We start from the raw sequence: 24127 nt of genomic DNA on the forward strand, positions 1-24127 counted from the left end.
AGAGACGGCATGGAACTGAATGTAATTGGCGCCAAGCCGGTCGAGGTTTCCGAGACGATTTTCGGTGGTGAGTTCCGCGAGGATCTGATCCACCAGGTCGTGGTGGCCTACCAGGCCGCTGGCCGCGCCGGTACCAAGGCGCAGAAGACCCGTTCGGAAGTCAACGGTACCACCAAGAAGTCCAAGCGCCAGAAGGGCGGCGGTGCCCGTCACGGCGCGCTGACCGCGCCGATCTTCATCGGCGGTGGCGTGACCTTCGCGGCCAAGCCGCGCAGCTTCGAGCAGAAGGTGAACCGCAAGATGTACCGCGGCGCGCTGCGCTCGATCCTGGCAGAGCTGAACCGCCAGGGTCGTCTGAAGGTGGTCGAGGACTTTGGTGTCGATCAGCCCAAGACCAAGGCAATGGTCGGCAAGCTGGCCGAGCTGGAAGTCTCCGGTCGCGCTCTGCTGGTCTCCGAGAGCAGCACCGAAGAGCTGTTCCTGGCCACGCGTAACATCCCCTACGTGCATGTAGTGGACGTTGCCGCGCTGAACCCGGTCAGCCTGGTGGGTGCCGACCACGTCGTCATGACGGTGGAGTCGGTGAAGAAGATCGAGGAGTGGCTGGCATGAGCAACGAACGTATCCTCAACACGCTGCGTGCGCCGCACATTTCCGAAAAGTCGGCACTGCTGGCCGAACACAACCAATATGTGTTCGTCGTGGCCCCCGAGGCCACCAAGGCCGACGTCAAGGCAGCGGTGGAAGCCATGTTCGATGTCTCCGTCATCAACGTGAACATCGTCAACGGCAAGAGCAAGACCAAGTCGTTCCGTTTCCGCCAGGGCGTGCGTCAGGGCAAGCGTAAGGCGTATGTTCGCCTCGCTGAAGGCCAGAGCATCGACGTGTCGGCATCGGCCTAAAGCTTAGGAGTTGAATTCCGATGGCACTGATTAACCACAAGCCGACCTCCCCGGGACGCCGCTCCGCGGTGAGCGTGTCCACGCCGGGTCTGCACAAGGGCGCGCCGTACGCGGCGCTGACCGAGTCGCAGTCCAAGACGGGCGGTCGCAATCACTACGGCCGCATCACCACGCGTCATCGCGGCGGTGGCCACAAGCAGCTGTATCGCATCATCGATTTCAAGCGCAACAAGGTTGGCATCGCCGCCCGCGTCGAGCGCCTGGAGTACGATCCGAACCGCACCGCGCACATCGCGTTGCTGTGCTACGCCGATGGCGAGCGTCGCTACATCATCGCGCCCAAGGGCGTGCAGGTGGGTGACCGTCTGGTGGCCGGTCGTGATGCGCCGATCAAGGCGGGCAACAACCTGCCGCTGCGCAACATCCCGCTCGGTTCGACCGTGCACTGCATCGAGCTCAAGCCCGGCAAGGGTGCGCAGATCGCCCGCAGTGCCGGTGCTTCGGCCCAGCTGGTGGCGCGCGAGTCCGGTTACGCCACGCTGCGTCTTCGCTCCGGCGAGATGCGTCGCGTTCCGGTCGAGTGCTCGGCCACGATCGGCGAAGTCGGCAACAGCGAGCACAGCTTGCGCAAGCTCGGCAAGGCCGGCGCCAAGCGCTGGAAGGGCATTCGCCCGACCGTGCGTGGTGTGGCCATGAACCCGGTCGACCATCCGCACGGTGGTGGTGAAGGCCGCACCTCCGGTGGCCGTCATCCGGTCAGTCCGTGGGGTACGCCGACCAAGGGCTACAAGACCCGCAACAACAAGCGCACGCAGCAGTTCATCGTGCGTCGTCGCAGCAAGTAACGGGAGACGATCATGCCGCGTTCTTTGAAAAAAGGTCCGTTCGTCGACCTGCACCTGCTCAAGAAGATCGAGGTCGCTTCGGCGGCCAACAATCGGCGCCCGATCAAGACCTGGTCGCGTCGTTCGATGATTCTGCCGGAAATGGTCGGTATGACCATTGCCATTCATAACGGTCGTCAGCACGTGCCGGTGCTGGTCAACGAGAACATGGTCGGGCACAAGCTCGGCGAGTTCGCGGTGACCCGTACGTTCAAGGGCCACGCCGCCGACCGGAAGTCGAAGTGATGGATAGCACGATGGAAGCGAAAGCGATTCTGCGTAGCGCCCGCATTTCGGCGCAGAAGGCGCGCCTGGTGGCCGATCTTGTCCGCGGCATGCCCGTGGGCCAGGCCGCCAACGTGCTCGAATACACCAACAAGAAGGCTGCCCACCTGGTCCGCAAGGTCCTGCTGTCCGCCGTCGCCAACGCCGAGAACAATCTCGGCGCCGATGTGGATGAGCTGAAGGTGTCGCAGATCTTCGTCGACGAAGGTCCGACCATGAAGCGCATGCACGCTCGCGCCAAGGGCCGCGGTACGCGCATCCTGCGTCGCAACAGCCACATCACTGTGGTCGTCGGCAACTGATACGGGGACGAAGACGATGGGTCATAAAGTTCATCCCACCGGTATCCGCCTCGGCATTGCCAAGGACTGGAACTCGAAGTGGTACGCAAACAAGGGCGAGTACGCCGAATATCTGACGGCTGACCTGAAGGTCCGCCAGATGCTGAAGAAGAAGCTGGCTCAGGCCGGTGTCTCCCGCATCCAGATTGAGCGCCCCGCCAAGACCGCCCGTATCACCATCTACACGGCACGTCCGGGTGTGGTGATCGGCAAGAAGGGCGAGGACATCGAGAAGCTGCGCAAGGAAGTCACCAAGATGATGGGTGTTCCCACCCACATCAACGTGAGCGAAGTGCGCAAGCCCGAGCTCGATGCCCAGCTGGTGGCCGAGTCGATCGCCCAGCAGCTTGAGCGCCGCATCATGTTCCGCCGCGCCATGAAGCGCGCCGTCGGCAACGCCATGCGTCTGGGTGCCCAGGGCATCAAGATCAACGTTGCCGGTCGTCTGAACGGTGCCGAGATTGCCCGTTCGGAGTGGAACCGTGAAGGTCGCGTGCCGCTGCACACCCTGCGTGCGGATATCGACTACGGTTTTGCGGAAGCGCACACCACCTACGGCGTCATCGGCGTCAAGGTGTGGATCTACAAGGGCGAAATCTTCGATCTGGCCGCCGCTCAAGAGCAGGCCGCCGAAGACAACAAGAAGCCCGCGGGTCGGCGCGAAGGCGGTGAAGGCCGTCGCGACCGCTCTGGCAAGTAAGGAGCGACGCCATGTTGCAACCTAAGCGAACCAAGTACCGCAAGGTACACAAGGGCCGTAACAGCGGTCTGAGCCACAATTCGAACCTGGTCAGCTTCGGCGAGTACGGCCTCAAGGCCACCTCGCACGGTCAGCTGACTGCGCGCCAGATTGAGGCCGGCCGTCGTTGCATCACCCGTTACGTCAAGCGTGGCGGCAAGCTCTGGATCCGTGTGTTCCCGGACAAGCCCATCACCCGCAAGCCCATCGAAGTGCGTATGGGTTCGGGTAAGGGCAACGTCGAGTTCTGGGTCGCCCTGATTCAGCCGGGCCGTATGGTGTATGAAATCGAAGGCGTCAACGAGGACACGGCACGCGAGGCATTCCGCCTGGCCGCTGCCAAGCTCCCCGTGCAGACCCAGTTCGTGACCCGGGCGGTGATGTGATGGCTATCAAAGAAATCCGTGAAAAGTCGGCCGAAGAGCTGAAGACCCACCTGTTGGATCTGCGTAAGGAGCAGTTCAATCTGCGCATGCAGAAGGGTTCCGGTCAGCTGAATCAGCCGCATGAGCTGCGCCGTGTACGGCGCGACATCGCCCGCACCAAGATGGTGCTGGGCGAGAAGAAGTAAGGACCGCCGACATGAGCGAGAACCAGAAGACGGCGCGTACCCTTGAGGGGCGCGTCATCAGCGACAAGATGAGCGATACGGTAACCGTGCTTATCGAGCGCCAGGTCCAGCACGCGCTGCTGGGCAAAATCATCCGCCGCTCGACCAAGCTGCACGCGCATGACGAGTCCGGCGCCCGCGAAGGTGACTGGGTACGCATCGAAGAGTGCCGTCCGCTGTCCAAGACCAAGCATCATCGCGTGGTCGAAATCGTTACGCGTGCGCAGAAGTAAGGCGAGGATTAAGACATGATCCAGATGCAAAGCACGCTTTCCGCAGCGGACAACAGCGGTGCGCGTCGCCTGATGTGCATCAAGGTGCTGGGCGGCTCTCATCGCCGTTACGCCGGCATCGGCGACGTCATCAAGGTGACCGTCAAGGACGCCATTCCGCGCGGCAAGGTCAAGAAGGGTGAGGTGTACAATGCCGTCGTCGTTCGTACCGCCAAGGGCGTGCGTCGTGGCGATGGTTCGCTGATCCGTTTCGACGGCAATGCGGCCGTGCTCCTCAACAACAAGCTCGAGCCGATCGGCACCCGTATCTTTGGGCCGGTTACCCGTGAGCTGCGCAGCGAGAAGTTCATGAAGATCGTCTCGCTGGCGCCCGAAGTGCTCTGAGCGGAGGCTGATATAATGAATCGTATCCGCAAGGGTGATCACGTCGTCGTGACCACCGGCAAGAACAAGGGTCAGCGCGGCGACGTGCTGCGCGTGGACGGCGAGCGTGTGTTCGTCTCCAACGTCAACCTGATCAAGCGTCACACCAAGCCGAATCCGCAGGCCAACCAGGCTGGCGGCATCGTCGAGCGTGAGGCGTCGATCCACATTTCCAATGTCATGCTGTTCAACCCCGCTACGAACAAGGGTGAACGCGTGGGCTTCAAGACGCTCGAGGATGGGCGCAAGGTCCGCGTGTACGCTTCCAGTGGCGAAGTCGTTGACGCATAAGGACGGGTGCCATGTCTCGCCTTGAGAAGATTTACAAAGAACAGGTTGTGCCGAAGCTGGTTGAACGCTTCGGTTACAAGAACCCTATGGAAGTGCCGCGCATTTCCAAGATCACGCTGAACATGGGCGTGGGCGAAGCGGTGGGCAACAAGAAGGTGCTCGAGAACGCCGTGGCTGACATGGCGAAGATCGCCGGTCAGAAGCCCATCACCACCAATGCTCGCGTTTCGGTCGCGTCGTTCAAGATTCGTGACGGCTGGCCGATCGGTTGCAAGGTGACCCTGCGTCGCGCTCGCATGTTCGAATTCCTCGATCGTCTGATCAACGTTTCGCTGCCGCGTACCCGCGACTTCCGTGGTGTCAACGGTCGCTCGTTCGACGGCCGCGGCAACTACAACATGGGCGTCAAGGAACAGATCATCTTCCCGGAGATCGATTACGATCAGATCGACGCGCTGCGCGGCATGGATATCTCCATCGCCACCACCGCCAAGACCGACGAAGAGTCCAAGTCGCTGCTGGAAGCTTTCGGCTTCCCGTTCCGCAACTAATTAGGTATAGGCATGGCCAAGACCTCCATGGTTCAGCGCGACCTCAAGCGCGCCAAGCTCGTCAAGAAGTACGCCGCCAAGCGCGAAGAGCTCAAGAAGATCATCGTCAATCCGGACACCTCCTACGAGGAGAAGATGGACGCGCAGGCCAAGCTGCAGAAGCTGCCGCGTGATTCCAGCCCGGTCCGCCTGACGCTGCGCTGTGAGCTCTCCGGTCGCCCGCGTGGCACCTACCGCAAGTTCGGCCTGGGCCGCAACAAGCTGCGCGAAGCCACCATGCGTGGTGACGTGCCGGGCCTGCGCAAGGCCAGCTGGTAATCGCTGCTCGCATCGCCAGCGACAAGCTGCTATAGTCGGCGGTCTGCGTAAAGCAGACCAGCCGCTATGGCTGCCAAAAAACTTAGCTAGATTTCCGGTAACGGATATCGGTGCACTCTCAAAGGTTTTTCGTATGAGCATGACTGATCCCATCGCCGATATGTTCACGCGTATCCGCAACGCCCAGCTGATGGGCAAAGCGAGCGTGAACATGCCGGCCTCCAAGCTCAAGGCGTCCCTCGCCGAGCTTCTGAAGAACGAAGGCTACATCCTGGACTTCGGCGTCGAGTCCGGCGACAGCAACAAGTCGTCGCTTAACATCCGCCTGAAGTACTTCGAAGGCCGTCCCGCCATCGAGCGTATCCAGCGCGTCAGCCGTTCGGGCCTGCGTGTGTATCGCGGCAAGGATGAGCTGCCGAAGGTGCTGGGTGGCCTCGGTATCTCCATCATCTCGACTTCCGCTGGTCTGTTGACCGACGCACAGGCCCGCAAGCAGGGTCTGGGTGGCGAAGTCATCGGCTCTGTGGCGTAAGGGGGCTGACGATGTCGCGTGTTGCCAAACATCCCGTAGTCATTGCCAAGGGCGTTGAAGTGTCCATCGGCGATGAAGCCATCACCGTCAAGGGCCCCAAGGGCACCCTGTCGACCCATCATCTGCCCGGCGTGACCGTGGCCCAGGAAGACGGCAAGCTGGCCGTGCAGCTGGCTGATCCGCGTGAAACCGCCTTTGGCGGCACCATGCGCGCGCTGCTGGCCAACATGGTCAAGGGCGTCACCGACGGCTACGAGAAGAAGCTCGAGCTGGTTGGCGTGGGTTACCGTGCCTCCATGCAGGGCAAGAGCCTGAACCTGAGCCTGGGCTTCTCGCACCCGGTGGTCTTCGATGCGCCGGAAGGCATCAACATCGAGACCCCGTCGGCGACCGAAGTGCTGGTCAAGGGTGCCGACAAGCAGGTGGTCGGTCAGGTGGCCGCCAAGATCCGCGGTTTCCGTCCGCCGGAGCCGTACAAGGGCAAGGGCGTTCGTTACGCCGGCGAACAGATCACCATGAAGGAAGCCAAGAAGGCCTAATAGGTCGATCCGCTTTCTGGAGAAACAATGATGGACAAGAATCAAGCCCGTCTGCGCCGCGCCAAGTCGACGCGTTCGCGTATTCGCAAGCAGGGCGTTGCGCGTCTGAGCGTGCATCGCACCGGTCAGCACCTGTACGCGCAGGTGTTTTCGCCCGAAGGCAAGGTCGTCGCTTCCGCTGCCACCGTGCAGAAGTCGGTTGCCGAAGGCCTGAAGGGCACCAAGAACCTGGCCGCCGCTGCCGCGGTAGGCAAGGCTGTGGCCGAGCGCGCGCTGGCCGCGGGCGTGGAATCGGTGGCGTTTGATCGCTCCGGTTTCCGTTTCCATGGCCGCGTCAAGGCAATTGCCGACGCCGCCCGCGAGGCTGGCCTGAAGTTCTAAGGCTTCGCCCAAAACAACTCCAAGCGGCCTTGGTGCCGTAAGTAGACGTCCCGGCACGACCGGGCAAATGGGATAAACATGTCTTCGAATGATCGCGAAAATTCGGACGGCCTGCTCGAAAAGCTGATTGCCGTCAACCGCGTGGCCAAGACCGTCAAGGGTGGCCGTCAGATGACCTTTACCGCTCTGACCGTGGTCGGTGACGGCGAAGGCCGTGTCGGCTTCGGTTACGGCAAGGCCCGTGAAGTGCCGGTAGCCATCTCCAAGGCCATGGAGCGCGCCCGTCGCAACATGGTCAAGATCGACCTGAACAATGGCACTCTGTGGTACGCCATCAAGGCCAACCACGGCGCGGCTCGCGTTTACATGCAGCCGGCCTCCGAGGGTACCGGCGTGATTGCCGGCGGTGCCATGCGCGCCGTGCTGGAAGTGGTCGGCGTCAAGAACGTGCTGGCCAAGGCGGTCGGTTCGCGTAACCCGATCAATCTGGTGCGTGCAACCATCAAGGGCCTGCAGGCGGTGGCTTCGCCGGAGCAGATCGCTGCCAAGCGCGGCAAGACCGTGGAAGAGGTGATCGGTCATGGCTAAGAGCAACAGCAGCACCGTGAAGGTGCGTCTGGTGAAGGGCCTGCGCGGCGTGCAGGGCCGTCATCGCCTGAGCGTGAAGGCGCTGGGCCTGAACAAGCTCAATGATGTGCGCGAACTGAAGGATAGCCCGCAGGTGCGTGGCCTTATCAACAAGGTCAACTACCTGGTTCGGGTCGAGGAGTAACGATCATGCGTTTGAATGACATCAAGCCGGCAGCGGGCTCGCGTCCGTCCCGCGTGCGAGTGGGCCGCGGTATCGGCTCGGGCCTGGGCAAAACCGCAGGTCGCGGTCACAAGGGTCAGCATGCGCGTTCGGGTGGCTACCACAAGGTGGGCTTCGAGGGCGGTCAGATGCCGCTGCAGCGTCGTCTGCCGAAGGTGGGCTTCCGCTCGCTGAAGAAGGATCAGACCCAGCAGGTGTTCTTGTACCAGCTGGCGCAGGTCAAGGTCGATACCATCGATCTGGCTGCGCTGCTGGAAGCCGGGCTGGTTGACGGTCGTGCCAAGAAGGTCAAGATCGTCGCCAAGGGCGAGATCGAGCGCAAGGTGAAGCTGGTCGGCGTGCTCGCCACCGCGGGTGCCAAGGCTGCCATCGAGGCCGCCGGCGGAAGCGTGGAGTAATCGCGTGGCCGCGCAACAGGGCAACATGCTTGGTTCGCTCGGCAAGCTGACTGAACTTCGTCAGCGCATCTTCTTCGTGATTGGTGCGCTGGTGGTGTTCCGCCTGGGTTCGTTCATTCCGGTTCCGGGTGTCAACCCGGACGCGATGAGCAACTTCCTGAACTCGCAGGGCGGCCTGCTGGACATGTTCAACATGTTCTCCGGTGGTGCCCTTTCGCGTTTCTCGGTATTCGCGCTTGGCGTGGTGCCGTACATCTCCGCCTCGATCGTCGTGCAGATGATGGGCTCGGTGTTGCCGAGCTTCGCGCAGATGAAAAAGGAAGGGCAGGCCGGTCAGCGCAAGATGACCATGTACACACGGTTTGGCACCGTAGCGTTGGCGGCCTTTCAGGCCTTCGGCGTGGCCATGGCCCTGCAAAAGCAGGTCGCGGCTGGCGGCGCGCCCGTGGTGTACATGCCCGGTCCCGGCTTCGTGCTGGCGTCCGTGGTGGGTCTGACGGCCGGTACCATGTTCCTGATGTGGCTGGGTGAGCAGATCACCGAGCGCGGCGTCGGCAACGGCATCTCGTTGCTGATCTTCGCCGGCATCGTCGCGGGTCTGCCAGGTGCCGTGGTGCATACGCTGACCATGGCCAACAACGGCGAGCTGTCGGTGCTGAAGGTGCTGATGGTGATTGCGGTGGTACTGGTGGTGACCGCGTTCGTGGTCTACATGGAGCGGGCGCAGCGTCGCATCACGGTGAACTACGCACGCAAGTCCGGTGGGCAGCGCGCGTATCAGAACCAGACCTCGCACCTGCCGCTGAAGATCAACATGTCGGGTGTGATTCCGCCGATCTTCGCCTCCAGTCTGATCATGTTCCCGGCCACGGCCGCGACCTGGTTCGGTGGTGGTGCGCATCAGCCGCGCTGGTTGCAGACCATCACCCAGGCGCTGTCGCCCGGTGAGGCGTTGCACGATGTGCTGTATGCGGCGTTGATCATCATTTTCGCCTTCTTCTACACGGCGATCGTGTTCAACTCGCAGGAGACGGCCGATAACCTCAAGCGTTCCGGCGCACTGATTCCGGGCATTCGTCCGGGTCGTGCCACGGGCCAGTACATCGACGGCGTGATGACGCGCCTGACCGGTGTCGGCGCGCTTTATCTGGTTGCGGTCTGTCTGGTCCCGACGTTCCTGCAAAAGGCCTGGAACGTGCCGTTCTACTTCGGTGGCACCTCGTTGCTCATCGTGGTGGTGGTGGTGATGGACTTCACGGCGCAGGTGCAGGCGCATCTGACCAGTCATCAGTACGAAAGCTTGCTCAAGAAAGCGAACCTGCGCCGCCGCTGAGCGCGGTGCAAGTTCCACGGTTGGGAGGTCCCGGTGCCGGGGTGGTGCCAAAGGGCTTTCTGTTTGAAGTGATTCAAGTTATCATTGCGCGTTTACCGCGCACGTAACGCATCGGAGATAGTTCATCATGGCGCGCATCGCGGGTGTCAACCTGCCGGTCCACAAACATGTATGGGTCGGCCTGCAGAGCATCTATGGAATCGGGCGTACCCGTTCCCATCAGGTCTGTGCAGACGCAGGCGTGGAGCCGACCACGCCTATCAAGTCCCTCAGCGAAGGCGAAGTGGAAAAGCTTCGCGCTGAGATTGCCAAGTACGTGGTCGAGGGCGACCTCCGTCGTGAGGTCGGTATGTCGATCAAGCGACTGATGGATCTGGGCTGCTACCGCGGCCTGCGTCACCGTCGCGGCCTGCCGGTGCGCGGCCAGCGCACGAAAACGAACGCCCGTACCCGCAAGGGTCCGCGTCGTCCGATCAAGAAGTAAACGGATTACCTAGCTATGGCAAAGCCGGTCAAGACCAAGAAGAAGGTCAAGCGCGTCGTTACCGATGCGGTTGCTCACGTGCAGGCCTCCTTCAACAACACCATCGTCACCATCAGCGACCGCCAGGGCAACGCCTTGTCGTGGGCAACCGCTGGCGGTGCCGGTTTCCGTGGTAGCCGCAAGTCCACGCCGTTCGCCGCCCAGGTCGCCGCCGAGCGCGCCGGTCGTGCTGCGCTGGACTATGGCGTGAAGACCGTGGAAGTGCGTATCAAGGGCCCCGGTCCGGGCCGCGAGTCGGCGGTTCGTTCGCTGAACGCGCTGGGCTACAAGGTTCTGAACATCATCGACGTCACGCCGATTCCGCATAACGGCTGCCGTCCCCCTAAAAAGCGTCGCGTCTAAGAGGAGCGAACCATGGCTCGTTATCGTGGAGCTACCTGTAAGCTGGCGCGCCGTGAGGGTGCCGACCTGAGTCTGAAGAGCCCGGCGCGTGCGCTGGACTCCAAGTGCAAGCTGGAGAACAAGCCCGGCCAGCACGGTGCGAACAAGCGCATCCGCATGTCCGATTATGCCGTGCAGTTGCGTGAGAAGCAGAAGGTCAAGCGCATCTACGGCGTGCTCGAACGTCAGTTCCGTAATTATTACGCCAAGGCGTCCACCCAGAAGGGCAATACGGGTGAAAACCTGCTGCGCCTGCTGGAAGGCCGTCTGGACAACGTTGTGTTCCGTATGGGCTTTGCCGTGACCCGTGCCCAGGCCCGCCAGCTGGTGGCGCACAAGGGTGTGATGGTCAACGGCACCAAGGTCAACATTCCGTCCTACCAGGTCAAGCCGGGTGACGAGGTGACGCTGACCGAGCGCGCCCGTAACCAGCTGCGCGTCCAGGAAGCGGCCACGCTGGCCGACTCGATGGATCTGCGTCCGATGTGGGTCGACGTGGACAGCAAGAAGCTCACTGGTGTGTTCAAGGCGCTGCCCGATCGCGGCGATCTGCCGTCGGACATCAACGAGAACCTGATCATCGAGCTTTACTCGAAGTAATCACCGGAGCCGTACATGGCAGATTCCTCTACTAGCGTGCTGCGGCCTCGCGGCCTCAGCGTCGAGCAGCTTGGGCCCAATCGTGCCAAGGTGGTGGTTGAGCCGCTGGAGCGCGGTTTCGGTCACACGCTTGGCAACGCGTTGCGTCGCGTTCTGCTCTCTTCCATCCCGGGTTCGGCAATCGTCGAGGTCGAGATCGATGGTGTGCTCCACGAGTACACCACGCTGGAGGGGCTGCAGGAAGACGTCATCGAGATTCTCCTGAACCTCAAGGACGTCGCGATCCGTCAGCTGAGCGGCGACGAAGTCACGCTGACCCTGTCCAAACAGGGCACCGGCGTGGTCACGGCCGGCGACATCACGGTCGATCACACGGTCGAGATCGTCAATCCCGAGCATGTGATTTGTCACCTGACCAAGGACATTGCGCTGAACATGCGCCTGAAGGTGGTGCGCGGCGTCGGCTACGAGCCGGCCAGTGCCCGCCAGCGTCCGGACGACGAGGCGCGTCCCATCGGCCGTCTGCCGCTGGATGCGTCGTTCTCGCCGATCCGTCGCGTGTCCTATGAAGTCGATGCCGCGCGTGTCGAGCAGCGTACCAACCTGGACAAGCTGATCCTGGATATCGACACCAACGGTACTGTTGGTGCCGAGGAGGCGGTTCGCGCCGCCGCCGAGATCCTCAATGACCAGCTGTCGGTGTTTGGCGACTTCACCCGTCGCGAGACCACCACCCAGGAAACCGAGAAGACCGGTTTCGATCCGCTGCTGCTGCGTCCGATCGACGACCTGGAGCTCACCGTCCGTTCGGCCAACTGCCTGAAGGCCGAGAGCATCTACTACATCGGCGATCTGGTGCAGAAGACCGAGGTCGAGCTGCTGAAGACGCCGAATCTGGGCAAGAAGTCGCTCACCGAAATCAAGGATGTGCTCGGTTCCCGTGGCCTGGCCCTGGGTACCAAGCTGGAGAACTGGCCGCCGCCGGGCCTCGCGCACGGCATGCAGCTGGGCTGATCCTTGTAAGCCTTGGCGATCGAATTTGATTGCCGTTGCAAGCAGCACTGGACGTGGCGGGAGTGTCGTTTCGATGCTCTCGCCATGTCGTTGAAATAGACGGTCGTTGACGGCCGCACTCTTGATAGAACCGTCCACCACGAGTGGATGGGCCATAGCGGGAAACCCGCGGGATGTCGCGCCTTGTGTTGCCGGCATCCCATAACAACAGACTAGAGAGTTTTCATCATGCGTCACCAGAAATCTGGCCGTAAGTTCAATCGCACCAGCAGCCATCGCCAGGCGATGTTCCGCAATATGGCCGCGTCGCTGTTCAAGCACGAGCTGATCAAGACCACGCTGCCCAAGGCCAAGGAACTGCGCCGCGTCGCCGAGCCGCTGATCACGCTGGCCAAGACCGACAGCGTCGCCAACCGTCGTCTGGCTTTCTCGCGCCTGCGCGACAAGGAAGCGGTGGGCAACCTGTTCAACGCGCTGGGCCCGCGTTACAAGGAGCGTCCGGGTGGTTACCTGCGCGTTCTCAAGTGCGGTTTCCGCGACGGCGACAACGCGCCGATGGCCTACGTCGAGCTGGTCGACCGCCCGCAGGCGGTTGAAGCCGACGAGGACTAAGCGTTCCGTCGCTACACACGTTAAACGTGTTGAAGAGCCCCGGCTGCCTAAGGCGCCGGGGCTTTTTTTTGCGCGGCGATAATGCGTTGACGTGTGTAAGGTGCAGGCGCACGCGGTGATGGCTGACAGGCGGCGCGGGTCGGGCTATGGTGGCGTGTCCATTTTGCTCGGTGCCACGCCTCTGCCATGACCCGCCTGCTCACTTCATTTCGCGCCATTTGCCTTGCCGGTTTTGTGATCTGCGCCGCGCTGATTGCGTTCGCGCTATATGCGCAGTACCAGCTCGGCATGGACCCATGTCCACTGTGTATCTTGCAGCGTGTCGTGTTCATCGGCCTGGGTTTGTTGTTTTTGGTCGCCGGCGCCCACGGTCCTCGCGCCTGGGGCCGCTGGGTATGGGCGGGGCTGATTGCCCTGGTGGCCGCCATTGGCGTGGGCATCTCCTGGCGCCATCTCTGGATCCAGTCGCTGCCGCCCGATCAGGTGCCCAGCTGCGGTGCGCCGCTGGGCTACATGCTGGAGACGCGCGGCGCCAACGGCGGCTTTGTCGGTGTGCTGGTGAAGGTGCTGTCCGGTTCCGGCGAGTGCGCCAAGGTGCAACCCATTCTCGGCCTGTCGATGCCGTGGTGGGCCCTGATCTGGTTTGTGATTCTGGGAGTGGCGGTGCTGTGGGCGGCCGCTCGCGCGCGGCGCTGAGCGAATAGGGCGACTCGCTCATGGCGCTTGGGCATTTGGGTCGGGGCGGCCAGGGCGTATCATGGCCACGTTTCCCTTTCTGTTGCCGAGTGCCCCACGATCATGTCGCGTCCCGAACCTGCCTTGAAGAGTGTGCGTGAACCGCAGAACTGGGCGCCCGACTCCTGGCAACGCTACCGCGCCGTGCAGCAGCCAAGCTACGAGGATGGCGAGGCACTGCAAGGTGCGCTGACGCAGCTTTCCGGGCTGCCGCCGCTGGTCACTTCCTGGGAGATCCTGGCGCTCAAGCAGCGCCTGGCCGATGCCCAGGAGGGGCGCTGCTTCCTGCTTCAGGGGGGCGATTGCGCCGAAAGCTTTGCCGATTGCCAGTCTGCGATCATCACCAACCGCCTGAAAGTGCTGCTGCAGATGAGCCTGGTGCTGGTGCACGGCATGAAGCTGCCTGTGGTGCGCGTGGGCCGGTTTGCCGGCCAATATGCCAAGCCGCGGTCGGCCGACACCGAGACCCGTGATGGCGTCACGCTACCCAGTTATCGCGGCGACATCGTCAATCAGCCGGCATTCGAGGCCGAGGCGCGCCGCGCTGACCCGCGCCGCCTGATCGAGGCGCACGCGCATTCGGCGATGACCATGAATTTTACCCGGGCGCTGGTCGACGGTGGTTTCGCCGACCTGCATCATCCCGAATACTGGGATCTGGCCTGGGTCGAGCATTCGCCGCTGGCCGGCGAGTACCGCGACATGGTCGAAGGCATCAGCCAGTCGCTGCGTTTCATGGAGACGCTGGCCGGCGGCGCGATCGAAAGCTTCCAGCGCGTGGATTTCTACACCTCGCACGAGGCGTTGCTGCTGCACTACGAGCAGGCGCAGACGCGCCGCGTGCCGCGACAGTGGGGCTGGTTCAACCTGGGCACGCATTTTCCGTGGATCGGCATGCGCACCGCGGCCCTGGATGGCGCGCACGTGGAGTATTGCCGCGGTATCCGCAACCCCATCGGGCTGAAGGTGGGGCCGACGGTGACGCCCGATCAGCTGATGCGCGTGGTCGAGGCGCTGAATCCGGACGACGAGCCTGGCCGGTTGACCCTGATCCATCGCATGGGCGCGGACAAGATCGCCGAGAAGTTGCCGCCGTTGTTGCAGGCGGTGAAAGCCTCCGGCCGTCGCGTGCTGTGGATTGCCGATCCGATGCATGGCAACACCGAGCCCACTTCCAATGGCTACAAGACGCGTCGCTTTGCCAACATCAGCAGCGAGGTGGATCAGGCCTTCGATATCCACGCCGCTGCCGGTACGCGACTGGGAGGCGTGCATCTGGAGCTGACCGGCGAGGATGTGACCGAGTGCATGGGCGGTGCACGCGATCTTTCCGAGACGGATCTGGAGCGCGCCTACAAGTCCAGCGTCGATCCGCGCCTGAACTACGAGCAGTCGCTGGAGCTGGCGATGCAGATTGTGCGCAAGTCCGGTGGCCGCATCCGCGTCTGAGCTGGCGGTGTCTGGCCGCCGACGAGGGCTCTAACAGTAGAAGCCAAACGGCGCCGGCATGAATGTGTCGGCGCCGTTTGTGTTTGTTCGTGGCGCGTGCTTCAGTGACTGCTGGAGCTGGAGCTGGAGCTGGAGCTGGAGCTGGAGCTGGAGCTGGAGCTGGTGGAGCGCGGTGGCGCAGTCTTCGACGGCGTTCCGTTGCCGTTCGCAGCTTCGGAGGCACCGGAGGCGGCAGCGGCATCGTCGTCAGGCGAGCTGCCGTCGGCGGGCGGGGTGTCCTCATCACCCGGATCGTCGGCGTCGGCATGGTCCAGTGCGCCGCCGCCGGCTGTGGGCTGGGTGTCCTGCGCTGGAGCGGTGGCCAGAAAGCGCGGTGCGTGCCAGACGTGCGTGGCCTGCTCGAACGCATACGCCATGCCAATCAGCTTGGGCTCGCTCCACTTGCCGGCGAAGAACAGCATGCCGACCGGCAGGCCGTGCACGTATCCGGCCGGCACCGTGATGGACGGGTATCCGGCCACGGCGGCCGCACTGTAACCGGCACCGGCGACGTGGTCGCCATCGACATGATCGGTCACCCACGCCGGGCCCTGGGTTGGCGCCAACAGGGCATCAAGCTGGTTCGCCTTCAGCGCGGCGTCGATGCCTTCCGGTCCGGACAGACGCTTGGCCTCGGCCAACGCGTCGGCGTAGGCCTTGTCGGTGAGTGGGCCCTTGGCTTGCGCTTGCAGGAACAGCTCCTGGCCGAACCAGGGCATTTCCTCTGCTGCGTGCGCCTTGTTGTAGGCAATAAGGTCAGCCAGGGTTTTTACCGGCAGGCCACGGCGCGTGGCCAGATAAGCGTTCAGGTCATGCTTGAACTCATACAGCAGCACGGTGTTTTCCGCGGCACCGAAGTCGTGCAGATGCGGCAGCTTCACCGGATCGACAATGATCGCGCCGGCCTGGCGCAGGGCGGCGATGCTGCGCTCCAGAATGCGGTCGACGTTCGGGTCGTAGCCGGCCAGCGCGCGGACCACGCCGATGCGCTTGCCTTTCAGGGCCTGCTTGTCCAGAAAGCGCGTGTAATCGGTGGCGTGCTGGTCGGCCTCGGCGGTGGCCGGGTCGCGCGGATCGCTGCCGGCCATCACGCTGAGTAGCGCGGCAGCATCGGCGACGTTGCGCGCCATGGCACCGGCCGTGTCCTGACTGTGCGAAATAGGGATGATGCCGGCGCGGCTGACCAGGCCAAGCGTCGGCTTGATACCGACAATGCCATTGGCCGCCGACGGGCAGATCACCGAGCCGTCGGTCTCGGTGCCGATGGCTACCGTGGCAAAGCCGGCCGCCACGGCGGCGCCGGAGCCCGAGGACGAGCCGCAGGGATTGCGATTGAGCACATAGGGGTTGTGTGTCTGTCCGCCGCGCCCGCTCCAGCCGCTGCTCGAGTGGGTGGAGCGGAAGTTGGCCCATTCAGAAAGGTTGGTCTTGCCCAGCAGTACCGCGCCGGCCTTGCGCAGCTTGGCGACGATGGTCGCATCGGCCGGCGCCGGTGCGCCAACCATGGCCAGCGAGCCTGCCGTGGTCTGCATGCGGTCGGCGGTATCGATGTTGTCCTTGATCAGCACCGGAATGCCCAGCAATGGCGCGGACTTGCCGGCCGCCCGCTCGCTGTCGCGACGGCGGGCAATCTCCAGGGCATCGGGGTTCAATTCGATCACGGAGTTGACGGCGGGACCGGCCTGGTCCAGCGTGGCTATGCGCTCGATGAAGTCCTGCGTCAGTTCCAGCGAGCTGACCTTGCCCGAGCGCATGCTCGATTCGAGCGTATCGATCGAGGCCAGATAAGGCCTCGTCGACGAAGGGGCCGGCGCCGGTGTTGGCGTCTTCGCATCGGCAGAAAACGCCGCAGCCATAAGGCCTGCAGCCAGCAAGGCACGCGTGCTTAACATGAAAAATTTCCCCAGGGAAGCGAAAAAAGCGCATCCGCGACAATTCGACACCATGTTACCAACGTCAGTTCGGGTTACAATTGGGGTTTGCCCCGTCTGGACAGGTTGCAGTCTGCCCAGACACCAGCCCGTCTCTCGGAGACAGAAGTGAACACCTTGTTGCGCCAGATAACCCGTCAAATCGGGCGGATGCTGCCGGTTGCCTGTCTGTTCGTGCTTCCGGTTCATGCCGCCGATCTGTCCCACCCGGTCACCAATACGCTCAAGCAGCGTGTCGAGTCCTGCGCCATGTGCCACGGCGAGCAGGGCCAGGGCGGAGCCAACGGCTTCTACCCGCGCATCGGTGGCAAGCCGGCCGAGTATCTGTATCACCAGTTGCTCAACTTCCGTGATGGCCGTCGGGAATATGCGCCCATGGAGTACATGGTGCGTCCGCTGTCGGACAAGTACCTGCATGAGATTGCCGAGTACTTTGCCAACAAGCACCCGGACTTCCCCGACACCCATCCGCCGAAGCTGTCGGACAAGGCCATGGCGCGCGGCAAGCAGCTGGTCAGCGAGGGCGACCCGTCCAAGGGCATTCCGGCCTGCTCGTCCTGCCACGGCAAGCAGCTGCATGGAGTGGAGCCGGGCATTCCGGGTCTGGTCGGCCTGCCGTATGAATACATCAGCGCGCAGATCGGTGCCTGGCAGACCGATACCCGCGCCGCCAACAAGCCCGATTGCATGGCCAAGGTGGCCGCCAAGCTCAGCCCTGCCGACATCAGTGCGGTGTCCGGCTGGCTGGCTTCGCAAACCGCGGATGCCAGCGCGCGCCCGGCGCCGGCAGGCTCGGTGCATACGCCCATGACGTGCGGCAGCCAGGAGAACTGAGGATGGCCATGTACGCAAACCTTCGACGTTACGGCTCGCGCCTGGCGGTGGGCCTGGCGGTGGCGCTGGTGGGAACCGGCGTGACCTGGATGGTGGTTGCTGCCGAACACCCGGTGACCGCCGCTTCCGATACCGGCGCTGCTGCGGCCAAGACGCCGGCCGCCCTGGGCGATGGCCCGATGTGGCCGGCGCCGGCCGGCAGCTCGCAGGGCCCGGACCGACCCACCCGTCTGGGTCCCAGCGCCGAGCCCGAGCAGATCAAGATCACCGATCCCAAGCAGCTGGCCAAGGTCAAGCGCGGCGAATACCTGATGCGCGCCGGTGACTGCATTGCCTGTCACTCGGTGGCCGGTGGCAAGCCGCTGTCCGGTGGCCTGCCGATGGTGACGCCGTTCGGCACCATCTACACGCCCAACATCACCCCGGATGATGAAACCGGCATCGGCAAGTGGACCGAGAAGGACCTGTGGAATGCCATCCACAACGGTATCAACCGTCACGGTGAGTATCTGTACCCGGCCTTCCCGTTCACCTCGTACACCAAGGTGAGCAAAGAGGATGTCTCGGACATCTACGCCTACCTGCGTTCGGTGAAGCCGGTCAAGCGCAAGAACACGCCGCTGGGCATGGCCTTCCCGTTCAATCAGCGCGAAGCGCTGCTGGGCTGGCGCATGATGTTCTTCGACAAGGGCGAGTTCAAGCCGAACCCGAAGAAATCCAAGGAGTGGAACCGCGGTGCGTATCTGGTCGAAGGCCTGGGTCACTGCGGCGAGTGCCATACGCAGCGCAACGCGCTGGGCGGCACCGAGAAGGACGAGGCGCTGGCTGGCGGCATGATCCCGATCCAGAACTGGTACGCGCCCAACCTCAGCACTGCGCCGCATGGTGGTCTGGAAGGCTGGACCGAGAAGGACATCGTCGATCTGCTCAAGACCGGTCGTTCGTCCAAGGGTACGGTCTACGGCCCGATGGCCGAGGTGGTGCAGGACTCCATGCAGTACATGACCGATGCCGACCTGAAGGCGATTGCCGTGTACCTGAAGTCGCTGCCGCCGCAGCCGACCAAGGAGCGTGGCGCCGTGGTCGAGCCGCCCGAGGCGCTGGTCGACGAGATGGTCCATCACGGCAAGGACATCTACGAGCACAAGTGCGCGCGCTGCCATCAGAGCAACGGCAACGGTGTGGAGCACATCTATCCGCCGTTGAACGGCAACGCCTCGGTGCTGGCGCCGAATCCGGTGAACCCGATCCGCATCGTGTTGCTGGGCGGCTTCGAGGTCACTACCCAGACCTATCCGCGTCCGTTCTCGATGCCGCCGTTTGCTCAGGACCTGTCGGACAAGGACGTGGCCTCGGTGGTCACCTATATCCGCCAGGCCTGGAGCAACAAGGCCTCGCCGGTATCGCCGCAGACGGTGCGCAAGTACCGCTCCAACGACGGCCCGTAAGCGGCTCGGCGTTGTGATAAAAAACGGCCCGGTTTTCCGGGCCGTTTTTTGTGCGTGAGCGTGGCCGACTCATTCCTCTCGTAATACGCGCGTCAGCCTGGCGGTAAGGATGTGCGGCAGGCGTTACGCCGCGAATCTACACCTGCCCGTTTCCGTCAGAAGGGAGCGGCGGCAGGGCCTCGGCCAGCTGCTGCCAAAGCTCGATGCGCCAGGCGCGACGGGCCTGGCCGGACGGCGAGCAAAGCACATACAGGCGCGTCGGGCCCAGGGTGTCTTGTTGCCAGCCGTAATCGACCGGGCGCCCCATAAAGCCTTTCGCGGCATTCTTGCTGGTGAAGGCCAACACGCCCGGTGCGTGGGCGCGGATGCGGGCCTCCAGGGCGACGCGATCGAAGGCATCGGCGGGAAGCTGATCATCGTTGCCCGAATGGTGCTTGGCCAGATCGGTCAGGCCGATGCCCAGGGTCAGCACTTCCTCATAACGCGCCGCAGGCCAGGGCTCGGGCAGCAGGCCAATCGCGTGCAGGGTGGGCCAGAAGCGGTTGCCGGGATGGGCGTAGTAAGCGCGTTCGGCGGCCGAGCGCGCGCTGGCAGCGGTGCCGCAGAACACCACGCGAAGGCCGGGGGCCAGTACATCGGGAAGAATGCCCGGCCGGCTCATCCGGCCGCGCCGTCCGTCAGCAGAAAGTCGGTGTATTGGAAGCGCTCATCGCGCAATACCGATGTTCCGCGCTGCACGGCGATGTCGTGAGAAAACAGCGGGCCACCCCAGCTCAGCGTGTGAAATTCACCGTTTTCGCCGCAGGCATCAACGCCCTCGGGCAGTGTATCGAGCAGGGTGTGATCAAACTCACGGCCGCAGAACGTGGCAGCCAGCTGTTGAGTATCGACGCAGACCAGCGCCGCGCGATGGCCTTCCTCCACGAAGCGCCGGGCGAGATTCGCGGTGTCCTCGCCCCAGATCGGGAACACGCCCTGCCAACCCAGGCGCGTCAGTTGCTGTTCGCGATAGGCGCGCACGTCTTCAAGAAACAGGTCGCCAAAGGCGATGTGTGCAAGAGCCGACCAGCGCGTGCGGGCACGGACCAGGGCGTCGGCGATGGCCGCTTCATAAGCGTCGTTGGCGCTGGGCCAGTCCAGCTCGGCGGTGACCAGTGGCAACCCGAGCGCCTCGGCCTGGGCCTTGAGCACATCGCGGCGGATGCCGTGCATGGCCACGCGGTCGAAACGGGCGGTGACGGTGCTGAGCAGACCGACCAGCTCAAAGCGGGGGTCGGCCCGCAGCCGCGCCAGCGCCATCAGGCAGTCTTTGCCGCCGCTCCAGGAAAGCAGGGTGGGAATGGATGGACTCATGCGGCCATTGTACGTGGCCCTGCCGGCATGGCTTAAGCGGCCGGGTCCAGATACGACACGGCCGCCTTGCGGCGGCCGTGTCAGCATCAGCGGGTAACGGGCGGTCAGCCGGCGCGGCGGGCGGCCTGCTTGCGCTCGTTCTCGGTGAGGTTCTTCTTGCGCAGACGAATTTCCTTCGGCGTCACCTCGACCAGCTCGTCGTCGTCGATGAAGTCCAGTGCCTGCTCCAGCGAGAACTTGATCGGCGGCGTCAGCTGGATGGCGTCATCCTTGCCCGAAGCGCGCATATTGGTCAGCGGCTTGGGCTTGATCGCATTCACGGTCAGGTCGTTGTCCTTGGCGTGGATGCCGATCAGCTGGCCTTCGTACACCGAGTCGCCCTCGGCGGCGAACAGCTTGCCGCGCTCCTGCAGCGGACCCAGCGAGTAGGCCGGCGTGGTGCCCGGCGCGTTGGCGATCAGCACGCCGTTCTGGCGCTTGGCGATCTGGCCGTCTTCCTTCGGACCGTAGTGGTCAAACACGTGGAACAGCAGGCCCGAACCCTGGGTCAGGGTCTTGAACTGGTTCTGGAAGCCGATCAGGCCGCGCGCCGGGATCAGGTACTCCAGGCGCACACGACCCTTGCCGTCCGGCTCCATGTTCTTGAGCTGGCCCTTGCGCGTGCCCAGGCGCTCCATTACCGGGCCCTGGTGGTGTTCTTCGACATCGATGACCAGCTGCTCGTACGGCTCCATCAGCTGGCCGTCGATTTCCTTGATGATCACTTCCGGGCGCGACACGGCCAGCTCGTAGCCTTCGCGGCGCATGTTCTCGATCAGCACCGACAGGTGCAGCTCGCCGCGGCCGGAGACCAGGAACTTGTCGGCGTCGGAGCCGTCCTCGACGCGCAGGGCCACGTTGTGCACCTTCTCGCGGTCCAGGCGCTCGCGGATCTGGCGGCTGGTCAGGAACTTGCCGCCGGAAAGATCCTTGTTGCCGACGAACGGCGAGTTGTTGACCTGGAAGGTCATGCTGATGGTCGGCTCGTCGACGGTCAGCGCCGGCAGCGCCTCGGGCGCTTCCAGGGCGGTCACCGTGTCGGAGATGGTCAGGTCCGGAATACCGGAGATGGCGATGATGTCGCCGGCTTCGGCCTCGTCCTGCTCGATGCGCTCAAGGCCGAGGAAGCCCAGTACCTGCAGCACCTTGCCCTGACGCTTCTTGCCTTCGCGGTCGATCACCGCCACCGGCATGTTCTTCTTCAGCGTGCCGCGCTGGATGCGGCCGATGCCGATGACGCCGACGAAGCTGTTGTAGTCCAGCTGGCTGATGCGCATCTGGAACGGGCCTTCCGGGTCCACTTCCGGCTTCGGTGCATGCTGCATGATCGCTTCGTAAAGCGGGGTCATGTCGCCTTCGCGGGCGCTTTCGTCCAGCGAGGCGTAGCCATTCAGGGCCGAGGCGTAAACGATGGGGAAGTCCATCTGCTCCTCGGTGGCACCCAGACGGTCAAACAGATCCCACACCTGCTCGACCACCCATTCCGGGCGCGAGCCCGGGCGGTCGATCTTGTTGATCACCACGATCGGCTTGAAGCCCATGGCGAACGCCTTCTGGGTCACAAAGCGCGTCTGCGGCATCGGACCGTCCATGGCGTCGACCAGGATCAGCACGGTGTCGACCATCGACAACACGCGCTCGACCTCGCCGCCGAAGTCGGCATGGCCTGGGGTGTCGACGATGTTGATGCGGTTGCCCTGCCAGGTGATGGCCGTGTTCTTGGCCAGGATCGTGATGCCACGTTCCTTTTCCTGGTCGTTCGAGTCCATCACACGCTCAGCCAGCACAGTGCGCTCGGCCAAGGTGCCGGACTGCTTGAGCAGCTGATCGACGAGAGTGGTTTTGCCATGGTCGACGTGGGCGACGATGGCGATATTGCGGAGCTTTTCGATGGACATGCGAAATCGGCACCGCCTGTCGGCCGCGCCGCCTATAAGAGTCAAGGCAAGTCCCTAATGATACACCGCTTCCGGCGCCTTTACATCCTTCGCGTCAAGACACGGTCAAGGCCGGCAAGGACATTGTCAGGCTGTGTTTGGCTGGCTGAATCGGGCCGCGGGTACGCCCACGCATCGTTCACGGCAGGCCGCCCAGAGTGCGCCCCACGGTCGGACGGCGCCGCCCCCACGGCGGTCCGGCATCATTTGGAAAGACCAAGGAGGCACCGACATGCGTATCAAGACTCTTTCTATGGCCCTGGCTTCTGCGGTTGGCATGGCGGCGCTGAGCGCCGCGCCGGCGATGGCTGCCGGCGCCAAGCACGATCCCAACATGGCCAATCACAAGCAGCTCGATTGCGAGATGAGCTTCACGCTGCAGGGCTGGTCGGCGATCTACAAGACCGCCAGCGGCAAGGGCACCGTCAAGTGCTCCAACGGCCAGACCGAGCGCGTCAAGATCAACGCCAAGGGCGGCGGCCTGACCGCCGGCACCTACAAGATCAACGACGGCCACGGCCAGTTCACCGGCGTCAACAAGATTTCCGACGTCAACGGCTCGTATGGCATGGCCGATGCCCATGCCGGCGCGGCCAAGTCGGCCCGCGGCGCGGTGATGACCAATGGCGACACCACGCTGTCGATCGGTGGCACCGGCAACGGCTGGGACATCGGTGTCGGTTTTGGCTCGTTCACCATCAAGCCGATGGACAAGCACATGGCTCACACCATGCAGTAATCGCCGCGAAGCGATCACTGCACCTTGAAAGGGCGCGCCTTGCTGGCGCGCCTTTTTTTGGCCGGTTTTGAGGCGCGCGCTTACTGCGCGGTCCAGCCGCCGTCCACGGTCAGGGTTTGCCCGGTGATGTTGCGCGCTGCCGGCGAGATGAGAAATTCGATGATGCCGGCCAGCTCCTCGATGCTGATGAATACGCCCTTGGGCATCGGCTTTAGCATGATGTCATCGACCACCTGTTGCTCGCTGATGCCGTTCTCGCGTGCCTGGGCAGAAATCTGGTTTTCCACCAGCGGTGTCTTTACATACGACGGGCACACCGTATTGATGGTGATGTCGGTGTCGGCCGTTTCCAGCGCCAGCACCTTGGAAAAGCCCAGCAGGCCATGTTTGGCGGCGACGTAGGCACTCTTGTAGCGCGAGGCTACCAGTGAGTGGATGGAGCCGATGTTGATGATGCGTCCGTGGCCGTGCTGGCGCATGCCCGGCAGCAGGGCGCGGGTCAGTCGTGCCGCACCGGTCAGCATCACCGCGATCAACTGCTCCCACTTGGGCATGGGAAAATCTTCCAGCCGCGCCACGTGTTGCAGCCCGGCGTTGTTGATCAGCACATCCACATGGCCGGGAAGCTGCTTGCGCAGCGCTTCGACGCTGTCGTCACTGGCCACGTCCAGGGCCATGGCATCGGCGCGTGCGCCGGCCTGGCGCAGTTGGGCGGCCACGGCTTCGGCCGCTTCCACGTTCAGATCGGTTACCAGGATATGGCGATCGGCGCTGGCCAGCGCACCGGCGATACCAGCGCCGATACCACTGCCGGCGCCGGTGATGAGAATGGTAGTCATCGTGGAACCTGCATGGGCTTGAGGAGGGCGTGTTGCGAGGCGTGCCCGCCAAGATTAAACCC

35 protein-coding genes are annotated in these 24127 nt (G+C 63.5%); 30 read left to right on the forward strand and 5 right to left on the reverse strand.

Annotated features, from left to right (window positions below):
- The first annotated feature begins 9 nt into the window (after positions 1-9).
- From rplD to HBF24_RS13255, 27 genes are all read left to right on the forward strand, one after another.
- Positions 10-612, forward strand: coding sequence for a 50S ribosomal protein L4 (gene rplD, locus HBF24_RS13125; RefSeq protein ID WP_167173608.1), 603 nt, complete (start codon positions 10-12; stop codon positions 610-612).
- Complete coding sequence (gene rplW / locus HBF24_RS13130; protein WP_167173610.1) at positions 609-902, forward strand: 50S ribosomal protein L23; 294 nt, start codon at positions 609-611, stop codon at positions 900-902. Before rplD ends, rplW begins: the two co-directional genes overlap by 4 nt.
- A gap of 20 nt (positions 903-922) precedes the next feature.
- On the forward strand, positions 923-1747 hold the full coding sequence (gene rplB, locus HBF24_RS13135; protein ID WP_167173612.1) for a 50S ribosomal protein L2: 825 nt from the start codon (positions 923-925) through the stop codon (positions 1745-1747).
- A 12-nt stretch (positions 1748-1759) separates the two neighbouring features.
- Complete coding sequence (gene rpsS / locus HBF24_RS13140) at positions 1760-2032, forward strand: 30S ribosomal protein S19 (protein WP_167173613.1); 273 nt, start codon at positions 1760-1762, stop codon at positions 2030-2032.
- 11 nt (positions 2033-2043) lie between these two features.
- Positions 2044-2373, forward strand: coding sequence for a 50S ribosomal protein L22 (gene rplV / locus HBF24_RS13145; protein ID WP_167173615.1), 330 nt, complete (start codon positions 2044-2046; stop codon positions 2371-2373).
- Between the two features lie 16 nt (positions 2374-2389).
- Positions 2390-3112 (forward strand): 30S ribosomal protein S3, encoded by a 723-nt coding sequence (gene rpsC / locus HBF24_RS13150; protein ID WP_167173617.1) that lies wholly within the window; start codon positions 2390-2392, stop codon positions 3110-3112.
- 11 nt (positions 3113-3123) lie between these two features.
- Positions 3124-3537, forward strand: coding sequence for a 50S ribosomal protein L16 (gene rplP / locus HBF24_RS13155; RefSeq protein ID WP_167173619.1), 414 nt, complete (start codon positions 3124-3126; stop codon positions 3535-3537).
- Positions 3537-3722, forward strand: a complete 186-nt coding sequence (rpmC, locus tag HBF24_RS13160) for a 50S ribosomal protein L29 (protein WP_167173621.1) — start codon at positions 3537-3539, stop codon at positions 3720-3722. The genes rplP and rpmC overlap by 1 nt, the downstream gene beginning before the upstream one ends.
- An 11-nt stretch (positions 3723-3733) precedes the next feature.
- On the forward strand, positions 3734-3994 hold the full coding sequence (gene rpsQ, locus HBF24_RS13165; RefSeq protein WP_167173623.1) for a 30S ribosomal protein S17: 261 nt from the start codon (positions 3734-3736) through the stop codon (positions 3992-3994).
- Positions 3995-4009: 15 nt separating this feature from the next.
- Entirely contained in the window at positions 4010-4378 is a 369-nt protein-coding gene (gene rplN / locus HBF24_RS13170) for a 50S ribosomal protein L14 (RefSeq protein ID WP_167173625.1), read from the forward strand.
- A gap of 12 nt (positions 4379-4390) precedes the next feature.
- Positions 4391-4708 carry a 50S ribosomal protein L24 gene (gene rplX, locus HBF24_RS13175; RefSeq protein ID WP_343162767.1) on the forward strand — a complete coding sequence of 106 codons (318 nt, stop codon included), beginning with the start codon at positions 4391-4393 and terminating at the stop codon, positions 4706-4708.
- Positions 4709-4719: 11 nt separating this feature from the next.
- Entirely contained in the window at positions 4720-5259 is a 540-nt protein-coding gene (gene rplE / locus HBF24_RS13180) for a 50S ribosomal protein L5 (protein WP_167173629.1), read from the forward strand.
- 12 nt (positions 5260-5271) lie between these two features.
- Positions 5272-5577, forward strand: a complete 306-nt coding sequence (rpsN, locus tag HBF24_RS13185) for a 30S ribosomal protein S14 (protein ID WP_167173631.1) — start codon at positions 5272-5274, stop codon at positions 5575-5577.
- A gap of 133 nt (positions 5578-5710) precedes the next feature.
- On the forward strand, positions 5711-6109 hold the full coding sequence (gene rpsH, locus HBF24_RS13190) for a 30S ribosomal protein S8 (protein ID WP_167173633.1): 399 nt from the start codon (positions 5711-5713) through the stop codon (positions 6107-6109).
- A gap of 11 nt (positions 6110-6120) precedes the next feature.
- Complete coding sequence (gene rplF / locus HBF24_RS13195; protein ID WP_167173635.1) at positions 6121-6648, forward strand: 50S ribosomal protein L6; 528 nt, start codon at positions 6121-6123, stop codon at positions 6646-6648.
- 30 nt (positions 6649-6678) lie between these two features.
- Entirely contained in the window at positions 6679-7029 is a 351-nt protein-coding gene (gene rplR / locus HBF24_RS13200) for a 50S ribosomal protein L18 (RefSeq protein WP_167173637.1), read from the forward strand.
- Positions 7030-7107: 78 nt separating this feature from the next.
- Entirely contained in the window at positions 7108-7617 is a 510-nt protein-coding gene (gene rpsE, locus HBF24_RS13205; protein WP_167173639.1) for a 30S ribosomal protein S5, read from the forward strand.
- The gene (rpmD, locus tag HBF24_RS13210) at positions 7610-7801 is read left to right on the forward strand and encodes a 50S ribosomal protein L30 (RefSeq protein WP_167173641.1); all 192 of its coding nucleotides are present in this window, start codon (positions 7610-7612) and stop codon (positions 7799-7801) included. Before rpsE ends, rpmD begins: the two co-directional genes overlap by 8 nt.
- 5 nt (positions 7802-7806) lie before the next feature.
- Positions 7807-8238, forward strand: coding sequence for a 50S ribosomal protein L15 (rplO, locus tag HBF24_RS13215; protein ID WP_167173643.1), 432 nt, complete (start codon positions 7807-7809; stop codon positions 8236-8238).
- 4 nt (positions 8239-8242) lie between these two features.
- A complete protein-coding gene (secY, locus tag HBF24_RS13220; protein WP_167173645.1) occupies positions 8243-9571 on the forward strand; it encodes a preprotein translocase subunit SecY in 1329 nt (442 codons plus the stop codon).
- A 127-nt stretch (positions 9572-9698) separates the two neighbouring features.
- Entirely contained in the window at positions 9699-10055 is a 357-nt protein-coding gene (gene rpsM / locus HBF24_RS13225; RefSeq protein WP_167173647.1) for a 30S ribosomal protein S13, read from the forward strand.
- A 15-nt stretch (positions 10056-10070) separates the two neighbouring features.
- Positions 10071-10457, forward strand: coding sequence for a 30S ribosomal protein S11 (gene rpsK / locus HBF24_RS13230; RefSeq protein WP_167173649.1), 387 nt, complete (start codon positions 10071-10073; stop codon positions 10455-10457).
- 12 nt (positions 10458-10469) lie between these two features.
- Entirely contained in the window at positions 10470-11096 is a 627-nt protein-coding gene (rpsD, locus tag HBF24_RS13235; protein WP_167173650.1) for a 30S ribosomal protein S4, read from the forward strand.
- 15 nt (positions 11097-11111) lie between these two features.
- Positions 11112-12110, forward strand: coding sequence for a DNA-directed RNA polymerase subunit alpha (gene rpoA, locus HBF24_RS13240; protein WP_167173652.1), 999 nt, complete (start codon positions 11112-11114; stop codon positions 12108-12110).
- Positions 12111-12338: 228 nt separating this feature from the next.
- Positions 12339-12722, forward strand: coding sequence for a 50S ribosomal protein L17 (rplQ, locus tag HBF24_RS13245; RefSeq protein ID WP_167173654.1), 384 nt, complete (start codon positions 12339-12341; stop codon positions 12720-12722).
- A gap of 186 nt (positions 12723-12908) precedes the next feature.
- Positions 12909-13418, forward strand: a complete 510-nt coding sequence (locus HBF24_RS13250; protein ID WP_167173656.1) for a disulfide bond formation protein B — start codon at positions 12909-12911, stop codon at positions 13416-13418.
- A 102-nt stretch (positions 13419-13520) separates the two neighbouring features.
- A complete protein-coding gene (locus HBF24_RS13255) occupies positions 13521-14906 on the forward strand; it encodes a 3-deoxy-7-phosphoheptulonate synthase class II (RefSeq protein WP_167173658.1) in 1386 nt (461 codons plus the stop codon).
- A 101-nt stretch (positions 14907-15007) separates the two neighbouring features.
- On the opposite strand, the gene HBF24_RS13260 is transcribed toward HBF24_RS13255, so the two are convergent.
- Positions 15008-16837 carry an amidase gene (locus HBF24_RS13260; RefSeq protein ID WP_240922551.1) on the reverse strand — a complete coding sequence of 610 codons (1830 nt, stop codon included), beginning with the start codon at positions 16835-16837 and terminating at the stop codon, positions 15008-15010.
- Positions 16838-16984: 147 nt separating this feature from the next.
- Between HBF24_RS13260 and HBF24_RS13265 the strand changes: the two genes are divergently transcribed.
- Positions 16985-17710 (forward strand): c-type cytochrome, encoded by a 726-nt coding sequence (locus HBF24_RS13265; protein ID WP_206064330.1) that lies wholly within the window; start codon positions 16985-16987, stop codon positions 17708-17710.
- Positions 17711-17712: 2 nt separating this feature from the next.
- Positions 17713-19158 carry a cytochrome c gene (locus HBF24_RS13270; protein WP_167173660.1) on the forward strand — a complete coding sequence of 482 codons (1446 nt, stop codon included), beginning with the start codon at positions 17713-17715 and terminating at the stop codon, positions 19156-19158.
- Positions 19159-19294: 136 nt separating this feature from the next.
- On the opposite strand, the gene HBF24_RS13275 is transcribed toward HBF24_RS13270, so the two are convergent.
- The 3 genes from HBF24_RS13275 to typA form a co-directional block, all read right to left on the reverse strand.
- Positions 19295-19819 (reverse strand): mismatch-specific DNA-glycosylase, encoded by a 525-nt coding sequence (locus HBF24_RS13275; RefSeq protein ID WP_167173662.1) that lies wholly within the window; start codon positions 19817-19819, stop codon positions 19295-19297.
- Complete coding sequence (locus tag HBF24_RS13280) at positions 19816-20511, reverse strand: adenine nucleotide alpha hydrolase (protein ID WP_167173664.1); 696 nt, start codon at positions 20509-20511, stop codon at positions 19816-19818. The genes HBF24_RS13275 and HBF24_RS13280 overlap by 4 nt, the downstream gene beginning before the upstream one ends.
- A 104-nt stretch (positions 20512-20615) precedes the next feature.
- Positions 20616-22448 (reverse strand): translational GTPase TypA, encoded by a 1833-nt coding sequence (gene typA / locus HBF24_RS13285; RefSeq protein ID WP_167173666.1) that lies wholly within the window; start codon positions 22446-22448, stop codon positions 20616-20618.
- Positions 22449-22719: 271 nt separating this feature from the next.
- Between typA and HBF24_RS13290 the strand changes: the two genes are divergently transcribed.
- The gene (locus HBF24_RS13290; protein WP_167173668.1) at positions 22720-23226 is read left to right on the forward strand and encodes a hypothetical protein; all 507 of its coding nucleotides are present in this window, start codon (positions 22720-22722) and stop codon (positions 23224-23226) included.
- 80 nt (positions 23227-23306) lie between these two features.
- Here HBF24_RS13290 and HBF24_RS13295 read toward each other — a convergent pair whose 3' ends face one another.
- Positions 23307-24065: a 3-hydroxybutyrate dehydrogenase gene (locus HBF24_RS13295; protein WP_167173669.1), complete on the reverse strand. Its 759-nt coding sequence runs from the start codon at positions 24063-24065 to the stop codon at positions 23307-23309.
- Positions 24066-24127 lie beyond the last annotated feature (62 nt).

The sequence above is a fragment of the Oleiagrimonas sp. C23AA genome, from assembly GCF_011759385.1.
Taxonomy (GTDB): Bacteria; Pseudomonadota; Gammaproteobacteria; order Xanthomonadales; family Rhodanobacteraceae; genus Oleiagrimonas.

Excerpts from the sequence above, each read along its gene's own strand:
- rplD (WP_167173608.1), top strand. The coding sequence starts at position 10 with ATGGAACTGAATGTAATTGGCGCCAAGCCGGTCGAGGTTTCCGAGACG.
- rplW (WP_167173610.1), top strand. The coding sequence starts at position 609 with ATGAGCAACGAACGTATCCTCAACACGCTGCGTGCGCCGCACATTTCC.
- rplB (WP_167173612.1), top strand. The coding sequence starts at position 923 with ATGGCACTGATTAACCACAAGCCGACCTCCCCGGGACGCCGCTCCGCG.
- rpsS (WP_167173613.1), top strand. The coding sequence starts at position 1,760 with ATGCCGCGTTCTTTGAAAAAAGGTCCGTTCGTCGACCTGCACCTGCTC.
- rplV (WP_167173615.1), top strand. The coding sequence starts at position 2,044 with ATGGAAGCGAAAGCGATTCTGCGTAGCGCCCGCATTTCGGCGCAGAAG.
- rpsC (WP_167173617.1), top strand. The coding sequence starts at position 2,390 with ATGGGTCATAAAGTTCATCCCACCGGTATCCGCCTCGGCATTGCCAAG.
- rplP (WP_167173619.1), top strand. The coding sequence starts at position 3,124 with ATGTTGCAACCTAAGCGAACCAAGTACCGCAAGGTACACAAGGGCCGT.
- rpmC (WP_167173621.1), top strand. The coding sequence starts at position 3,537 with ATGGCTATCAAAGAAATCCGTGAAAAGTCGGCCGAAGAGCTGAAGACC.
- rpsQ (WP_167173623.1), top strand. The coding sequence starts at position 3,734 with ATGAGCGAGAACCAGAAGACGGCGCGTACCCTTGAGGGGCGCGTCATC.
- rplN (WP_167173625.1), top strand. The coding sequence starts at position 4,010 with ATGATCCAGATGCAAAGCACGCTTTCCGCAGCGGACAACAGCGGTGCG.
- rplE (WP_167173629.1), top strand. The coding sequence starts at position 4,720 with ATGTCTCGCCTTGAGAAGATTTACAAAGAACAGGTTGTGCCGAAGCTG.
- rpsN (WP_167173631.1), top strand. The coding sequence starts at position 5,272 with ATGGCCAAGACCTCCATGGTTCAGCGCGACCTCAAGCGCGCCAAGCTC.
- rpsH (WP_167173633.1), top strand. The coding sequence starts at position 5,711 with ATGAGCATGACTGATCCCATCGCCGATATGTTCACGCGTATCCGCAAC.
- rplF (WP_167173635.1), top strand. The coding sequence starts at position 6,121 with ATGTCGCGTGTTGCCAAACATCCCGTAGTCATTGCCAAGGGCGTTGAA.
- rplR (WP_167173637.1), top strand. The coding sequence starts at position 6,679 with ATGGACAAGAATCAAGCCCGTCTGCGCCGCGCCAAGTCGACGCGTTCG.
- rpsE (WP_167173639.1), top strand. The coding sequence starts at position 7,108 with ATGTCTTCGAATGATCGCGAAAATTCGGACGGCCTGCTCGAAAAGCTG.
- rpmD (WP_167173641.1), top strand. The coding sequence starts at position 7,610 with ATGGCTAAGAGCAACAGCAGCACCGTGAAGGTGCGTCTGGTGAAGGGC.
- rplO (WP_167173643.1), top strand. The coding sequence starts at position 7,807 with ATGCGTTTGAATGACATCAAGCCGGCAGCGGGCTCGCGTCCGTCCCGC.
- rpsM (WP_167173647.1), top strand. The coding sequence starts at position 9,699 with ATGGCGCGCATCGCGGGTGTCAACCTGCCGGTCCACAAACATGTATGG.
- rpsK (WP_167173649.1), top strand. The coding sequence starts at position 10,071 with ATGGCAAAGCCGGTCAAGACCAAGAAGAAGGTCAAGCGCGTCGTTACC.
- rpsD (WP_167173650.1), top strand. The coding sequence starts at position 10,470 with ATGGCTCGTTATCGTGGAGCTACCTGTAAGCTGGCGCGCCGTGAGGGT.
- rpoA (WP_167173652.1), top strand. The coding sequence starts at position 11,112 with ATGGCAGATTCCTCTACTAGCGTGCTGCGGCCTCGCGGCCTCAGCGTC.
- rplQ (WP_167173654.1), top strand. The coding sequence starts at position 12,339 with ATGCGTCACCAGAAATCTGGCCGTAAGTTCAATCGCACCAGCAGCCAT.
- HBF24_RS13250 (WP_167173656.1), top strand. The coding sequence starts at position 12,909 with ATGACCCGCCTGCTCACTTCATTTCGCGCCATTTGCCTTGCCGGTTTT.
- HBF24_RS13255 (WP_167173658.1), top strand. The coding sequence starts at position 13,521 with ATGTCGCGTCCCGAACCTGCCTTGAAGAGTGTGCGTGAACCGCAGAAC.
- HBF24_RS13260 (WP_240922551.1), bottom strand. The coding sequence starts at position 16,837 with ATGTTAAGCACGCGTGCCTTGCTGGCTGCAGGCCTTATGGCTGCGGCG.
- HBF24_RS13270 (WP_167173660.1), top strand. The coding sequence starts at position 17,713 with ATGGCCATGTACGCAAACCTTCGACGTTACGGCTCGCGCCTGGCGGTG.
- HBF24_RS13275 (WP_167173662.1), bottom strand. The coding sequence starts at position 19,819 with ATGAGCCGGCCGGGCATTCTTCCCGATGTACTGGCCCCCGGCCTTCGC.
- HBF24_RS13280 (WP_167173664.1), bottom strand. The coding sequence starts at position 20,511 with ATGAGTCCATCCATTCCCACCCTGCTTTCCTGGAGCGGCGGCAAAGAC.
- typA (WP_167173666.1), bottom strand. The coding sequence starts at position 22,448 with ATGTCCATCGAAAAGCTCCGCAATATCGCCATCGTCGCCCACGTCGAC.
- HBF24_RS13290 (WP_167173668.1), top strand. The coding sequence starts at position 22,720 with ATGCGTATCAAGACTCTTTCTATGGCCCTGGCTTCTGCGGTTGGCATG.
- HBF24_RS13295 (WP_167173669.1), bottom strand. The coding sequence starts at position 24,065 with ATGACTACCATTCTCATCACCGGCGCCGGCAGTGGTATCGGCGCTGGT.